The 14,134-nt window shown below is 43.6% G+C and carries 17 protein-coding genes and 1 pseudogene; 13 read left to right on the top strand and 5 right to left on the bottom strand.

Annotated features, from left to right (window positions below; all coding sequences use genetic code 11):
• The first annotated feature begins 200 nt into the window (after positions 1-200).
• The 5 genes from ACQKFO_RS08795 to ACQKFO_RS08815 all read left to right on the top strand — a co-directional run bounded on the left by ACQKFO_RS08795 (position 201) and on the right by ACQKFO_RS08815 (position 2,503).
• A complete protein-coding gene (locus tag ACQKFO_RS08795; protein ID WP_427598038.1) occupies positions 201-929 on the top strand; it encodes a DUF2711 family protein in 729 nt (242 codons plus the stop codon).
• Positions 926-1,114, top strand: coding sequence for a hypothetical protein (locus ACQKFO_RS08800; protein ID WP_427598040.1), 189 nt, complete (start codon positions 926-928; stop codon positions 1,112-1,114). The genes ACQKFO_RS08795 and ACQKFO_RS08800 overlap by 4 nt, the downstream gene beginning before the upstream one ends.
• Before the next feature lie 18 nt (positions 1,115-1,132).
• Positions 1,133-1,393, top strand: coding sequence for a phosphatase (locus tag ACQKFO_RS08805; protein ID WP_427598042.1), 261 nt, complete (start codon positions 1,133-1,135; stop codon positions 1,391-1,393).
• Between the two features lie 71 nt (positions 1,394-1,464).
• The gene (locus ACQKFO_RS08810) at positions 1,465-1,944 is read left to right on the top strand and encodes a hypothetical protein (protein WP_427598044.1); all 480 of its coding nucleotides are present in this window, start codon (positions 1,465-1,467) and stop codon (positions 1,942-1,944) included.
• Positions 1,945-2,044: 100 nt separating this feature from the next.
• On the top strand, positions 2,045-2,503 hold the full coding sequence (locus ACQKFO_RS08815; RefSeq protein ID WP_427598046.1) for a DinB family protein: 459 nt from the start codon (positions 2,045-2,047) through the stop codon (positions 2,501-2,503).
• Positions 2,504-2,538: 35 nt separating this feature from the next.
• Here ACQKFO_RS08815 and ACQKFO_RS08820 read toward each other — a convergent pair whose 3' ends face one another.
• Positions 2,539-3,732 (bottom strand): MFS transporter, encoded by a 1,194-nt coding sequence (locus tag ACQKFO_RS08820; RefSeq protein ID WP_427598048.1) that lies wholly within the window; start codon positions 3,730-3,732, stop codon positions 2,539-2,541.
• Positions 3,733-3,963: 231 nt separating this feature from the next.
• Here ACQKFO_RS08820 and ACQKFO_RS08825 point away from each other — a divergent pair.
• Positions 3,964-4,200, top strand: a pseudogene (locus ACQKFO_RS08825) (KGG domain-containing protein); the annotation flags it as partial.
• A 131-nt stretch (positions 4,201-4,331) separates the two neighbouring features.
• Here ACQKFO_RS08825 and ACQKFO_RS08830 read toward each other — a convergent pair.
• Complete coding sequence (locus ACQKFO_RS08830; protein ID WP_427598050.1) at positions 4,332-4,550, bottom strand: hypothetical protein; 219 nt, start codon at positions 4,548-4,550, stop codon at positions 4,332-4,334.
• 224 nt (positions 4,551-4,774) lie between these two features.
• On the opposite strand from ACQKFO_RS08830, the gene ACQKFO_RS08835 reads away from it, so the two are divergent.
• Together ACQKFO_RS08835 and ACQKFO_RS08840 are read left to right on the top strand one after the other, a co-directional pair.
• Entirely contained in the window at positions 4,775-5,326 is a 552-nt protein-coding gene (locus ACQKFO_RS08835; RefSeq protein ID WP_427598052.1) for a CBO0543 family protein, read from the top strand.
• Positions 5,327-5,686: 360 nt separating this feature from the next.
• Positions 5,687-6,451: a PAS domain S-box protein gene (locus ACQKFO_RS08840; protein WP_427598054.1), complete on the top strand. Its 765-nt coding sequence runs from the start codon at positions 5,687-5,689 to the stop codon at positions 6,449-6,451.
• 49 nt (positions 6,452-6,500) lie between these two features.
• Here the strand turns inward: ACQKFO_RS08840 and ACQKFO_RS08845 are convergent, their stop codons facing one another.
• Positions 6,501-6,863 (bottom strand): DUF3243 domain-containing protein, encoded by a 363-nt coding sequence (locus tag ACQKFO_RS08845; RefSeq protein ID WP_427598056.1) that lies wholly within the window; start codon positions 6,861-6,863, stop codon positions 6,501-6,503.
• Between the two features lie 146 nt (positions 6,864-7,009).
• Between ACQKFO_RS08845 and ACQKFO_RS08850 the strand changes: the two genes are divergently transcribed.
• The 5 genes from ACQKFO_RS08850 to ACQKFO_RS08870 all read left to right on the top strand — a co-directional run bounded on the left by ACQKFO_RS08850 (position 7,010) and on the right by ACQKFO_RS08870 (position 11,928).
• Positions 7,010-7,891 carry a DUF6843 domain-containing protein gene (locus ACQKFO_RS08850; RefSeq protein ID WP_427598058.1) on the top strand — a complete coding sequence of 294 codons (882 nt, stop codon included), beginning with the start codon at positions 7,010-7,012 and terminating at the stop codon, positions 7,889-7,891.
• Between the two features lie 359 nt (positions 7,892-8,250).
• The gene (locus ACQKFO_RS08855) at positions 8,251-9,552 is read left to right on the top strand and encodes a hemolysin family protein (protein ID WP_427598060.1); all 1,302 of its coding nucleotides are present in this window, start codon (positions 8,251-8,253) and stop codon (positions 9,550-9,552) included.
• Between the two features lie 267 nt (positions 9,553-9,819).
• On the top strand, positions 9,820-10,218 hold the full coding sequence (locus ACQKFO_RS08860) for a flavoprotein (RefSeq protein ID WP_427598062.1): 399 nt from the start codon (positions 9,820-9,822) through the stop codon (positions 10,216-10,218).
• Positions 10,219-10,585: 367 nt separating this feature from the next.
• Positions 10,586-11,146 (top strand): AAA family ATPase, encoded by a 561-nt coding sequence (locus ACQKFO_RS08865; RefSeq protein WP_427598064.1) that lies wholly within the window; start codon positions 10,586-10,588, stop codon positions 11,144-11,146.
• Between the two features lie 98 nt (positions 11,147-11,244).
• On the top strand, positions 11,245-11,928 hold the full coding sequence (locus ACQKFO_RS08870) for a hypothetical protein (RefSeq protein WP_427598066.1): 684 nt from the start codon (positions 11,245-11,247) through the stop codon (positions 11,926-11,928).
• Between the two features lie 58 nt (positions 11,929-11,986).
• On the opposite strand, the gene ahpF is transcribed toward ACQKFO_RS08870, so the two are convergent.
• On the bottom strand, positions 11,987-13,513 hold the full coding sequence (ahpF, locus tag ACQKFO_RS08875; protein WP_427598068.1) for an alkyl hydroperoxide reductase subunit F: 1,527 nt from the start codon (positions 13,511-13,513) through the stop codon (positions 11,987-11,989).
• A 12-nt stretch (positions 13,514-13,525) separates the two neighbouring features.
• Positions 13,526-14,089, bottom strand: coding sequence for an alkyl hydroperoxide reductase subunit C (ahpC, locus tag ACQKFO_RS08880; protein WP_397554154.1), 564 nt, complete (start codon positions 14,087-14,089; stop codon positions 13,526-13,528).
• Positions 14,090-14,134 lie beyond the last annotated feature (45 nt).

Genomic DNA, 14,134 nt, shown 5'->3' on the forward strand with positions numbered 1-14,134 from the left:
GAGTGGACAGTCACCTGCATTTGTCAACGCCTATCCTTGACCCAAACTTGTTTACCTTTCAACAAAAGACGTCAACTACTTTCATTTAATGAGTCAAGTGTAAGGAATTACAGTTATAAATGAGTTACATGGAGATTATGGAAAAAACAGGATTATTCCCGCGATCTGGCGAATATTTTAGAATGTGAAGGAGGGGGCGTATGTCTGAAATCAGAGTGTTGCCCGAACCGCATCGTTATTCAGTGTGTTCAGATGCGGACTTGCCGATAAAAGAGTTCTATAAAAATGTATTTGAAGACATATTCATTTTCTTCCATCCATTTATTAAGCCACTGACTATCGACTTTGCATTGTTTAATCCGGATACGTATCCCGGTAAACGGGAGATTGTGGATAATTGTGAGAAAATCACCTGGCAGGAGTTCATGGGGACATCCAGATTATCGAACTTGGCAGAAGTGGATATCGGCCTCAGAAGTATCATCTTTGGACTGAATAAAAAATATGAAAATCGAACCTTGGCAAAACGTATCATTGAAGTGTGTGAAGAGAGAAAGATTGTGTTTCCTTCCGAGGGACTCTTCCCAGACCTCGTCATGGATAATCTTCTTCTTGCCATAAAAAAAGAGGGGTATGACTGGATATGGTGCGGAGATGAATTTTGCACAGAAAGAAAGCTTGAGCATATGGACGATGTAATAAAAGATGATGGCACCATTCTTCATCGGGAACGTCGAAACCTCTTCACCCACGATCAAAAAATCCTTGTGACCACCCATTGGGACAGTCATTTTTCTATGATATGCGGCGATAGTCAGACCTTGAATCGAATCGTGGAGTCGGCTGACTTGGAGGGATTCTTCTGTGATGAGGGGACGGAGATCTATTGGAGTATCAAGAATGGTGCTCCATTAAGGAGGAACACATGACCCAACATACAAAGGAAAAACAAAATCGGGTTCAAGAATTATACCGGAAGAAAAAGAGTGAGGGTCCTTCAAATAATAGTTGGACGGTGATCCTGATTCTCTGTGTAATCCCGGTGCTGATCCTCCTTGTGACGAGCGCATTATTCGATCTTGGTGTACCGTTGCCGGAGTTTTTCGGAAGATGAGAGATAGGACGTGGAAAAATGAAACAATTAATGATTGGTTTGACTTGCTTATTGGTAAGTGCCATTCTATATGGTTCAGCGCTTATAACGGCAGCCATCTATTCCCGCTTGTTGGGTGAAACGGATGGCCTGGGGTGGGACAGTAGATACGGAATATATGGGACAGCAATACGGGACGTGGGAGCATTCCCTCTTGTGTTAGCGGTTATAACTGCGATCACCGGCATTACATTGATCGTAGTATCTATCAGGAAAAATATTCAAGTAGGAAAAGATTGAAAGAAAATCCCGATATGAGGCGGATCTACCGCAATCGATGAATAAAGCTGATGTTGGTGAGGGATGGACGGGTGAAAAAATGGTGGACTATACTGCTCTTGATGGTCGTCATAGTGGGAGGGACTTATTTATGGTTAAGAGAGAATCCCCCAATGGAGATTGGCATGATTGGTCAAAATGAGGATGGGACATCTGTCTTGGTTGAAGTAACCAATCATGGTTTCCGTGAAGCGAAAGTGGCGAGGGTCACAGTCAATCATGATGATGCTCCTGAGAAAGTGAAGATGCAGGTGAGTAATCTTTTGAAAGGATACGTCCATGGTGATGATGATCGAGATGAGAAAGTCGAATATAAGAACCTAAAGGATGTAGTCATCGAAAGGGGATCTTCTCAATCAAAACAAATGGAGAAATTAAATAATGGAACTGCGACGAAAGAAGATACCATCTATGCAGTAAATGTATTTCATGACGAAAGAGTCCGTCAGGTGATGATCGAGTATCAGTACTTTGGAATGACGTTTATTGAAACTGTGGAGATCCCTATTTAATAAAAAGAGGATCTTTTTGAATAGATAATCACATGTAAAGAGGAAACGCCACTCTCCAACTTGAAAGTATTAGTGATATGAAAATACAGGAGGGGAAAAAATGAACGCCAAACAAGTCCTACTCATTCAACTGGATGCCTGCCTCGATCAAAATACCTGGTTTGTATCGTTGATCAATTCCATCAAGGATCTCACCGAGGAACAAGCAACGTGGAAGCCGAATGAAGCCACCAATTCCATTTCAGAGATCGTCCATCATCTCATCTACTATAATCAACGCCATTTAAATCGATTGAAAGGTATTGAGAATGAAGAGAGTACAGGTGAGAGCACGTTCAGGAATAAGGAAGGTCTCAATTGGAGTGAAACGTACGAGCGGATTGATCAGTTGATGGCTGACTGGAAGAAGGAGGTTGAAGAGGCGGATGAGGTGAATCTGACTAACTGGACTGAAATCATTGCCCACCTCACCATCCACACTACATACCATGGAGGACAAATTCTTTATATTAGAAAATTACAGGAATCTTGGAATCCGCAAGCGGGTGTGAAGGGGTAACTCCTAAGAAAGAGAACTTGGTGGCAAGTCCTCTTTTATGTTGATCGTGCTAGGTCCCTTCTCCCCAACCAAAATGAAATCCCAATCGAGATCACAGAAAGAACAGCGATCATCCATACGACGCCGGACCAGTTAAATTGGTGATAGAAGCTTCCGCTGACGGTACCGCCGACACTCGATCCTGCGTAATAGGCGGATAGGTAGAGGGCTGACGCTTGTGCTTTATCGTGGATGGCGAGACGTCCGACCCAGCTGCTGGCGATGGAGTGGCCTGCAAAGAACCCGTACGTAAAGATGGCAATCCCGATGATTTTCACCCACAGATTCGGATGCAGGGTGGCTGATACCCCGGCTAACATGATAATTAGCGATAAAGGCAGAATTCTTTTTTTTCCATAATGATCGGCAAGCATCCCCATCCAGGTCGAGCTGAAGGTGCCTACGATATAGACGATGAAGATGAAGCCGACAACGGTCTGGCTCAGTGAATAAGGCGGTGCAATCAGTTCGAATCCAATGTAATTGTAGAGGGACACGAATCCTCCCATCAACAGAAATCCGATGGTGAAGAGAAGGGTGAGCCCCGGTACTTTGAATTGGCTGAACAGGGACCCCGCCAATGATCTCAGCTGAAAAGTCTGCGGTTTGAAATGGGCAGACGGCGGTATAAGCACAAGGGAGATGACGGTTGAAATCAAGCTGATGATCCCCACTCCCATCAACGCGATATGCCAGTTGAAATGGTCGGTAAGGACGCCGCTGATGATCCGGCCCGACATTCCGCCGATGGAATTTCCGCTGATGTATAAACCCATGGCCATTCCGAGGCTCTTCGCTTCGATTTCCTCACCAAGGTAGGCCATGGCGACGGCGGGAAGTCCGGCAAGCGTTATCCCCAGGAGGATCCGGCCAATGATGAGCATATGGAAGCTTGATGCAAATCCTGTGCAAACGGCAAGAATGGAAGATGCCAGTAATGAAAAGGTCATGACGGATTTTCTTCCATAGACGTCAGACAAGGAACCTGCAATTAATAGACTGATAGCGAGGGCAATCGTAGTGGATGACTGGCTTAGACTTGAGGTGGCTGGTGAGATATCGAACTCTCTGGCAATGTCCGGAAGCAGGGGCTGTGTTCCCCACAGGATGGCGAAGGTGCTGAAGCCGCCTGCAAACAGGGCAAGGTTTGCATGTTTGAAGGCCGGTGTTCCCCGTTTGATGTAATCCATGTAGCAAGACTCCTTTTTAATAAATCCTCTTCGATCCCTTCATCATACACCTCTTCACGAAGCACTTCTAATAGTATGGATGCATCTCCCAAACTGACATCATTTGAGTGTAAATTAAATTACAAAAATGTTAAAAAGATACATTATCAGTTTAGTCCTCAACTCACGAGGTATATAACCAATGTACAAACGTACAACACCATTTTACTAAACTTAAGGAGGATTTTATTTATGTCTAACAGTAACAACAGTAACAACAGTAACAACAATAACAACAATAACAACAGCAAAATGAGTTACGAAGAAGCTGGTCGTAAAGGCGGCGAACAAACAGCTAAGAACCATGACAAAGAATTCTACCAAGAGATCGGTGAAAAAGGTGGAGAAGCAACTTCAGAAAATCACGACAAGAAATTCTACCAGGAAATTGGAGCGAAAGGCGGAAGCCAGTCCGGAAACTCCAATAACTCGAATAACTCCAACAGTTCAAGCAATTCCAATAGCAATAAATAGCCAACGGATGGTTCCCTTTAATTCAAGAAGACCTGTCGACGACGACGGGTCTTTTTGAATTGGATTTATGTTTCATTTATTAATAGCTAAGTGTGCAAGATATGTTCTAATAAGGCTAAAGCGGAGTCGATATCATGATAGCTTATCTCGGAGTCATTCTTAGTGATGACGAATGAGTTATTTTCCTTCGAGTAAGAAACCAGCAATACGTCAGAATCACCATCAGCAAATGACTGGGTGATATCACAATCGGAATAAGTTTGGAGCGTCTGCAAAATGGTAAGCAGCTCACGATTTCTTGACATTATCTTTAACTCCTTTCTTGAAAAAAGGGAAGGGAATTGTCTGATTTTGGCTAATTTTAACATAATAGCAAGATGCTTGTAAGGGAGAAAAGTCATGGATCTTATTTAGAAGTCTTTATGAATGAAGGTCCTTTAATTGGTAGATAATACCCTTCATAAGCTTTCATTGCCCTCTTACTTTGAAGAGGGCTTTTTTATAAAAATCTTGTGCACAGGAGACGCGTATGCTGGAGAGATATGATCAAATTAGAGAAAAAGATGTGGCCCTTAACCAAGAATACATCCAGTATTGGCTGGATCATTGCTTCTTAACTTCACGCTGGTGGTTTATCGTAGTACTCTTTGTCCTAACCTGGGTTACTTTTTTTCTATTAACGAAAAAAGAGGAGCGGCAAAAGCTCCTTTTTCTTGGATTTACTTGGATCCTGGTCGCCGCAAACCTGGACGGAATAGGATATGATCTTGGCTTATGGGGCTATCCAGGACAGCTGATCCCCATACTTCCAAAAGCATACGTCTTTGACTATGCGTTAATTCCTGTCACGTATATGCTCTTGTATAAATACTTTCCTAAAGGTAAAGCGTTTCTGTATGCAAATATTGTTCTTTCGGCAGGTGCATCGTTTATAGCAGAGCCTATCTTTCAATGGTTCAATATTTATAAGATCTATCATTGGAAGGTTGGGTGGTCATTTGTCATCTATATCTTTCTTTCGTATTTGATCAGGTGGGTAGTGGAGTTGGTTTTTAGAGGGAAAGGTAGGGAAGAAGAATAACAGATGTGAAGCTTTGATGAATCTAGTATATTTTGAAGGATTCTTCTTCTGTTTTCATTCAGCAACGCGTATGGAACATGATTTTTTTATCATTTTCGTCTACACAAGGCACGTCTAAAAGGAGATTTTCCGCCTCCACTTCAGTAAAAATTAAATCCAATAAACGGACCTTTCCTTAAACGAAAAAAGACCTGTCAAAGAACCATGACAGGTCTTTTTATCTGTTTCCTGGTCCATAGGCAAGTTTAAGATTCGATCTATGTAGTGACAATGGACATATGTCGAATGGAAAACGGTTTTCCTTATTTCTTGTGTCCTACAGTGGATAACGATATCGTTAGGGGAAAGGGAGTGAGCATTGTGAGTCAGGACATAGCAGAAATAGAATATCTAGAGATGATGGAATATTCCCTAAATCCACTCATCATCCATACGGATTACAAAATCATGTATGTGAACGGGGCGGCGGAAGAATTCTTTCGGACGGATAAAGAAGGTGTCATCGGCAAGAGTCCCTTGGATATCTTCCAGGAATCCTCAAAGGACGCAATCAGGAAAAGGATCCAATCTGCATATGGAAAGCCCGCAGATGTCATTGAGGAAACGGTCTATCGAACGGACGGATCGACCGTGGAAGTCGAATTGTATTGTCATCCCCTCATGATAGGGGATACCAAGGCGATTCAAACGTATGTACATGACATCACGGACAGGAAAGAAAAGGAAAAGAAGCAAACGGAAATGGTGAATGAAGTAAACGAATTGTCTGCTACGCTGGTTCCGTTGCTGGACGATATTGCTGTCCTTCCGATCGCCGGGAAGATTGACGAAGAGAAGGCCCGCATGCTCCTCCATATCATTCCGGCTAAAGTAAGAAAACAGAACGTCAATCAGGTGATCATTGATTTCTCCGGTGTGTTTACATTGGATCAAGTCGTCATCGATGCCCTTTTTAAGATTACGAATGTGCTGGCTTTACTGGGCGTACGTTCCATTATTACGGGTTTACGACCGGAAATGGCCATGAGTGCCATAAACCAGAACGTCGATCTTTCATCGATCAGGACGTTTGCTACGGTGAAAGATGCTCTTGCTTATATGCATGTAAACGTTCAGGAAGAATAATAAGAAAACGCCCCCAGCGCTCATGGCGTTGGGGGCGTCCGTGGGTGATTCAGTTGGTTTGATCGGCAAGCTTTACCAGCACATAGGCCATATGTTCCCGTTCTTCTTTGTTAGCCACATTCCACATCTCATTCAGTACTTTCTGTTCCCGGTTTCGTGGCTCCTCATGCTCTGCTAAATAGTCGGCCACGCGCTTAGCCCCCTTAGAAAGAGCTTCCTCACCCAGACCTAATTTCTCACCCTTTTGAACTTGATTTCCCAAATAGTTCTTGAAAGAGTCGAAATGCTGCAGGATCTCTTCCTTTTTGTCTTCATTCATCTGTGCGGCTGCCTGTTTTGGATCGTGTTCGATAATGAATTCCTCCTTTTTGGTTGTATTAGTGTCTTTCCCGTGCAGAATAACGTTAAACAATGGGAAGCACATTGAGGTAAGAGGGAGGTGTTTTTTTGTAAGATGATCCCTCCAAAAAAAATCTTCTAATTCTCTTCCAACAAATCACAATTTATGATACTTTTATAATGTGAAATTATTCACAATCTCATTTGGAGGTTGATTGAATGAATAAATTAAAGCCGGCAATTTATACGAGTTTGCTTCTTTCTACTTTTTTGATGATCATAAGCATATTGGACGGGGGGATTTGGCTCTTCCCAATTGTCTTTACCTATTCCTTTGCCGGGAACCTGGCGTATGGGGCTCCTGTCTCTCTACTATCGGATTGGTTAACGAGAAAGCTCGTCAAATGGCGGTTGTTTACCGCTGGTTTCATCCATGTCTTCTTTGGAGCTATGACGTATTTTGTGATAGACGGGTTTGCGTGGTTTGCGGTGATCTGTGCGGTAATCTTCTTCTGTTTAGATGAATGGTTGAAAAGGAAGAGCACACCGGGTCCTGGCAGGGAGAACAGGCAATTCTATCTCAAATTAGTAAGCTTGGTTTCTGTTGTGGCGGTTGTGATGCTAGCTGTGAGTTGGATGTCTGGCAACGACCAAGGAGAAATCATTAAGAACCGTTATCTTATCCCTAAAGGATACGAGGGTACTGTTGTCATCTTCTATGGTATGAAGGATGAACCTTCCCTTGAAGAAGAAGGGGAGTTTTCCATCATTCCCCTAGAGATCGAGAGTTTGCCCACGTTGATGAGGACGGATATTGAACGGTATGGAATCTATCGGACGTCGACACAAGATAGAAGCTATAATCTCAGTGAGAGTCAATATTTCTATGTGGATGAAGAAGGAAACCGGACCCCAATTGAAAGTGAATGTATTCACCATAGCAGAGGCGGAGGTGTGACGACATCCGATGGCAAAGAGATGGTTTATGATAAATTCCAGGTGACGAATTCGGCTTGCGGGGAGGAATTTTCTTTAGATGGATATGATCGATACTCTGCACAGGGGCGAGAAATTTGGAAGTATTGGTCGAGTTTGTATTAGAGGGACATATAGAAATTAAACGACTAAATTAAGGGTCTCTATCGTAATATGTTTGATTATATTCTTATAATTAAGTAAAATCTTAATATATTATTATATAAAAAAGGCTGGAGGGATGAAAATGGGACAGAGAAGCTAAGATACGAGTCAGCTAACCGATGCTGCGTAACATTTGGTTCAATGGTTCGAGCCGGGTTGCTGGAAGCTGAACGTTCTACTTCTCACTACGGGTTCTATGTAATCCCTTCTAGAGATAAGTGGTTATAAACTTCATGCTTTCATCCATCCAACCATTCACTTTGTGGATGAAATTTATCATGATGGAGGTGTAAGCCTTATCCTCGGATAAGGCTGGCTAATTGACAACGTCTATAAACTTAATTCTAATCGTTTTATTAATTGCTTTAACCGCTTTTTTCGTAGCGACGGAATTTGCGATTGTAAAGGTTCGGGGTTCCAGGATTGATCAGCTCATAGCGGAGAATCGTAAAGGGTCGATTGCCGCTAAGAAGGTCGTGACTCATCTGGATGAGTATTTATCTGCTTGTCAGCTTGGAATAACGATTACGGCTCTTGGATTGGGTTGGCTTGGTGAGCCGACTGTGGAGAAGATTTTGCATCCACTTTTTGCTTATTTCGAGTTAAATGAAGCAATCACGCATATCCTATCCTTTGGTATTGCCTTTGCCCTTGTAACATTCCTTCACGTTGTAGTAGGAGAGCTTGCACCAAAAACGGTGGCAATCCAGAAAGCAGAGGCCGTTACGCTTGTATTCTCGGGTCCGATCATTTGGTTCTACCGGATCATGTATCCCTTTATCTGGTTCTTAAATGGATCTGCGCGTGTGCTTGTGGGAATCTTCGGGTTGAAGTCGGCTTCTGAGCATGAAGAGGTCCATACCGAGGAAGAGCTTCGCATTCTGCTTTCGGAAAGTTTTAAAAGCGGTGAAATCAATAAGAACGAACTAAAGTATGTGAACAACATCTTTGAATTCGATGAGCGGATTGCGAAGGAAATCATGGTTCCACGTAAAGAAATCGTCTCCCTTTCTATAGACGATACGCTCGAGAACGTAATCGATACCATTCGAAATGAGAATTTCACGCGTTATCCTGTCGTGAACGGCGATAAAGATAACGTCAAAGGATTCGTCAATATGAAGGAGCTTCTGACAGAGGCGATGGTCAACGAACTGGATAGTAACTTTACTCTCCGTCCTTTTATCAATCCGATCATTACAGTCATTGAGACGATTCCGATTCATGACCTGCTTGTGAAAATGCAGAAAGAACGGGTTCATATTGCGGTTCTAATTGATGAATACGGCGGTACTTCCGGCATCGTGACGGTTGAGGACATCCTTGAAGAGATCGTCGGGGAAATAAGGGATGAATTTGACGAGGATGAAGTAGCTGAAATCCGAAAGCTCAAGGATGGTCATTACCTTCTTGATTCAAAGGTCCTCATCAATGATGTCAATTCTCTTTTGAACATAACCATCGATATTGGAGAGCTGGACATCGACACTATCGGAGGCTGGTACATGACGGAAAACCTTGATGCCAAAGTCGGCAGTTTCATTGAGGAAGAAGGTCATCGCTTTAAAGTGATTGAAAAAGACGGAATCCAGCTCCGCTATATAGAAGTGACAAAGATATAGATATGGAAAAGCAGCAACTGGCTCTTGAAATCGGGCTGCTTTATAGGGGGCATCCTGATTGGATGTTCCCTATATTTTTATCCACCTGTCCACTTTTTTACAGCTTTATTCTGATTTGTGAACTTCCTTAACACAGGGCCGGGAAATAAGTAAGCATTTTAATGATCAGCAGGAGCTCAACGAATCGTTGAGCTTCTTTTTTATATGGGATTGAGTTCATGGCTCATTTTTGAAATAATTGGTAGTGACATACTTTAGGAGGTAATGATGAACGATCATACATTTAAGCCGTTTCTTGATGCATTTATAGTAGCTTGGAAGAATTCATCTCTCATAGAGTTGGAGACTTTCATTTCTCCGGATTTTCAAGCAAGGGAAATCAGGGGTGGAGAAATCGTGGATTTTGGATATGAGGAATCCATTGAAGGCTGGAAGCAGGGGTTTGCTTTTGTGAAAAAACAGCGCGCAGAGTGGGAAGTCAATGAGGTATCGGTCATTCCTTTGAAGGAGGATGAAGTGATGGCGATTCTTTCCGCCACGATTGTGATGAATAGGGAAGCGATGGAAACGTGTCACTTATTCTTTGATACGTTTAAGAAGGTGGATGGTGCTGATTGGAAGTTAGTGAGGAGTTATATTGAGACGGGGGTTGTGAGAGATATTTAAAGAGGGACGGACCTCCAAACGCGCTTTTAAGAGTTTGTATTTTTAGAGAATGGAGGTCCGTCCCTGATTGAGGCGATTCGCTGATATATTTGAGATTTCGCCGATGAAATCCGTTTTTCGCTGATAAATGGATGTGGAGGCTTATGATGTAGTGAAATGGCGGGGGAATTTCTGTATATAGGCCTATCCAGGATCGTTTTTTTACCTAAGAGACCATCTTTACTGAGAAATCATAGAACATGATCAAAATAACGCATGCTTTTCAAAAGGAATACATACAGCACGTGGTGACAAATACCGAATAATAGAAGCGCAGGGATTCCGGAACGGAGATACATAATGTTTCAGACAATGAAGGAGAGAGCTCATGAAATTTGTTCTTGTATTTGGACCTCAGGCAGTTGGGAAGATGACTGTTGGACAGGAATTAGCTAAAATAACGGATTTGAAACTTTTTCATAATCATATGACGATTGATTTGGTCGGTCAATTTTTTGACTACGGCACGAAAGAAGGGAAGAGGTTAGTCGGACTGTTTCGGCGTGAGATATTTGAAGAAGTATCGAAGAGTGATTTGTATGGAATGATTTTCACCTACGTCTGGGCATTTGATATGCAAGAGGACTGGGATTATGTTAATCAAGTTTCTCGGTTGTTTGAGGAAAGAGGAGGCACGGTTTATTTTGTCGAGCTTGAGGCAGATGTAGAAGAAAGACTTGAGAGGAATAAAAGTGCAAATAGACTAGAACATAAGCCATCAAAAAGGGATATTGCATGGTCTGAGGGTGATTTGAAGAAGTCGATGGAGGTATATAGATTGAATTCTTTAGAAGGTGAAATTAAGTATTCAAACTATATTAGGATAAACAATTCAAACTTGAGTGCGGAAGAAGTGGCAGAGATGATAAAGGTGAAATTTCAATTATAATAGAGAAAATACGCTACTTATTTATTCTTAGTGGTGAATTCATGATCGAGTTCATTCAAAAGGGTCAATAGTACAATATCGTAATCATGGAGGTCTATATGAAAACAGTCATAGCATTCAGCGGTGGAAAGGATTCCACTCTGGCATTATATGAAATTCAACAAAATCAGGAATACGAGATTGACTCATTGCTTGTGACCCTGACGGAAGGATACGACCGGGTTTCGATTCATGGGGTCCGATATGAGTTGTTGAAGAGGCAGTCTGAGTCCCTCGGTATTCCGCTTCGCGAGGTCTGGATCCCGGAGGCGTGTTCGAATGAGATGTATCAGGAGCGGATGGGTAGAGCGGTCTCAGGAATGCTTGAGGACGGGGTCACGCACATGGTCTTCGGGGATATTCATCTTAAGGATGTTCGGGAGTATCGGGAGAAGATGCTTTCGGAAACGGGGATCACTCCGGTCTTTCCTCTTTGGGGCCGATTAGTCGGGGAAATAAGTCGTGAGTTCATTGATCTCGGATTTCAAACCGTGCTTACTTGTGTGGATATGGATCAATTGGATCGAGCCTTTGCAGGGAGAGTATATGATGAGGGATTTATACGGGATTATCCGGAAGACACTCATGATATCTGCGGAGAGAATGGGGAATTTCATTCATTTGTGTTCGACGGGCCGAATTTCGGATATGCGATCGGGTACGAGTTGGGGGAAGAGAGAGTCACGCCGGACACGGTAAGTGGACGGGATCGATTTTTGTTCAGGGATTTGGTGCCAAAGTAGATGGGGGAAGAGAATAAGAGGTCCGTCCCTCAAAACGAGGGACGGACCTCTAAATACATCAATTCCGGATAAGGTAGTCGAATGCGCCAAGTGCGGCGTTCGCGCCTGATCCCATGGAGATGATGATTTGGTTGTATGGGCTGTCTGTACAGTCTCCTGCGGCGAATACGCCAGGGACGTTGGTGGACCCGTGTTTATCAACGATGATTTCACCGAATTTCGTGCGTTCGACAAGGTCGCCGAGCCAGTCTGTGTTAGGAACGAGACCGATTTGGACGAATACGCCTTGCAGTTCGACATGTTTCTCTTCGTGTGTATCACGATCGGTGTAGGTAATTCCGTTTACTTTATCGGTACCGGTGATTTCCTGTGTCTGGACGTTTGTCAGCACCGTGACGTTCGGCAGGCTGTAAAGACGTTTCTGCAACACGTCATCCGCCTTCAGTTCAGGATTGAACTCAAGGACTGTGACATGCTTGACGATTCCTGCAAGGTCGATGGCTGCTTCGATACCTGAGTTTCCTCCGCCGATAACAGCGACATCTTTCCCTTCGAACAATGGTCCGTCACAGTGAGGGCAGTACGCCACTCCTTTGTTCTTGAACTCCTGTTCACCAGGAACGCCGATGTTGCGCCAGCGTGCCCCTGTCGAGATAATCAAACTTTTACTCTTCAGGACAGCACCGTTTTCAAGCTCAAGCTCGACAAGGTCTTTCTTCTCAAGACGGCTTGCTCGCTGAAGGTTCATGACATCGATACCGTAGTCTTTCACATGCTCTTCAAGGCTTGCGACAAGCTTCGGTCCTTCCGTGTGCTTCACACTGATAAAGTTCTCGATGCTCATTGTATCAAGGACCTGACCTCCGAAGCGTTCCGCGACGATTCCTGTACGGATCCCTTTTCGTGCAGCATAGATCGCGGCACTTGCTCCCGCTGGTCCGCCACCGACAACAAGGACGTCATACGGATCTTTATCCGATAGCTCATCTGCACCGGGACCTTCCACGATTTTAGATAGAATTTCCTCAAGAGTCGTGCGTCCGCCATTGAAGAATTCTGCATTCAGGTAGACAGCAGGAACGGCCATAACGTTCTTGCGTTCCACTTCTTCCTTGAAGGCAGCTCCGTCGATCATCGTGTGCGTGATGTTCGGGTTCAGTACACTCATGATGTTCAGTGCCTGCACCACGTCAGGACAGTTGTGACAGCTAAGACTTACATACGTCTCGAAATGATGTTCACCTTTGACGCTCTTGATCTGGTCGATGACGCTTTGATCCACTTTCGGCGCTCTGCCGCTTACTTGAAGAAGAGCCAGAACCAGGGATGTGAATTCATGTCCAAGAGGAATCCCGGCAAAAATGATACCGGTCTCTTCACCAGGACGATTCACGCTGAAGCTAGGTGTTCTTGTTAGTACTGCTTTTTCAACACTGATGCGGGATGACATGGAAGCTAGCTCTTCAACAAGAGCCAGCATGTCCTTCGAAATGTCATCGTCTGCTGCACTGACTTTCAGGACGATATCGCCTTCCATCATCTGCAGGTACTGTTCTAATTGTGCTTTAATATCTGCTTCAAGCATGTTCAGCACTCCTTATAATTTACCAACTAGATCAAGGCTTGGCTTAAGTGTGTCAGAACCTTCCTGCCATTTAGCCGGGCATACTTCGCCTGGGTTGTTGCGCACATATTGTGCCGCCTTGATTTTGCTTACTAGAATGTCTGCATCGCGACCGATTCCGCCTGCATTGATTTCAACTGCCTGGATGATACCATCAGGATCGATGATGAATGTTCCACGGTCAGCAAGACCATCTTCTTCATTTAATACGTCGAAACCACGAGTGATGCGTTGTGATGGGTCACCGATCATCGCATATTTGATTTTACCGATTTTTTCAGAGCTGTCGTGCCAGCCTTTATGTGTAAAGTGAGTGTCCGTAGAAACTGAGTAAACTTCTACGCCAAGCTCTTTAAGAGTTTCATAGTTATTTTGAAGGTCTTCAAGTTCTGTCGGGCATACAAATGTGAAGTCTGCAGGGTAGAAGCAGAAAATGCTCCATTGACCTTTCAGGCTTTCGTCTGTAACAGTGATGAACTCACCATCTTTGAATGCTTCTGCTTTAAATGGTACGACTTGTGAACCGATTAATGACATAGTGTAAATTCCTCCTAGTAGTTTGTGTGATTGAGAATCATTAAT

Source organism: Rossellomorea sp. NPDC071047 (genome assembly GCF_050270195.1).
GTDB lineage: Bacteria > Bacillota > Bacilli > Bacillales > Bacillaceae_B > Rossellomorea.

Bases quoted from the DNA above. Each gene is read 5' to 3' on its own strand.
- ACQKFO_RS08795 (WP_427598038.1), top strand. From the start codon at position 201: ATGTCTGAAATCAGAGTGTTGCCCGAACCGCATCGTTATTCAGTGTGT.
- ACQKFO_RS08800 (WP_427598040.1), top strand. From the start codon at position 926: ATGACCCAACATACAAAGGAAAAACAAAATCGGGTTCAAGAATTATAC.
- ACQKFO_RS08805 (WP_427598042.1), top strand. From the start codon at position 1,133: ATGAAACAATTAATGATTGGTTTGACTTGCTTATTGGTAAGTGCCATT.
- ACQKFO_RS08815 (WP_427598046.1), top strand. From the start codon at position 2,045: ATGAACGCCAAACAAGTCCTACTCATTCAACTGGATGCCTGCCTCGAT.
- ACQKFO_RS08820 (WP_427598048.1), bottom strand. From the start codon at position 3,732: ATGGATTACATCAAACGGGGAACACCGGCCTTCAAACATGCAAACCTT.
- ACQKFO_RS08830 (WP_427598050.1), bottom strand. From the start codon at position 4,550: ATGTCAAGAAATCGTGAGCTGCTTACCATTTTGCAGACGCTCCAAACT.
- ACQKFO_RS08835 (WP_427598052.1), top strand. From the start codon at position 4,775: ATGCTGGAGAGATATGATCAAATTAGAGAAAAAGATGTGGCCCTTAAC.
- ACQKFO_RS08850 (WP_427598058.1), top strand. From the start codon at position 7,010: ATGAATAAATTAAAGCCGGCAATTTATACGAGTTTGCTTCTTTCTACT.
- ACQKFO_RS08860 (WP_427598062.1), top strand. From the start codon at position 9,820: ATGAACGATCATACATTTAAGCCGTTTCTTGATGCATTTATAGTAGCT.
- ACQKFO_RS08865 (WP_427598064.1), top strand. From the start codon at position 10,586: ATGAAATTTGTTCTTGTATTTGGACCTCAGGCAGTTGGGAAGATGACT.
- ACQKFO_RS08870 (WP_427598066.1), top strand. From the start codon at position 11,245: ATGAAAACAGTCATAGCATTCAGCGGTGGAAAGGATTCCACTCTGGCA.
- ahpF (WP_427598068.1), bottom strand. From the start codon at position 13,513: ATGCTTGAAGCAGATATTAAAGCACAATTAGAACAGTACCTGCAGATG.
- ahpC (WP_397554154.1), bottom strand. From the start codon at position 14,089: ATGTCATTAATCGGTTCACAAGTCGTACCATTTAAAGCAGAAGCATTC.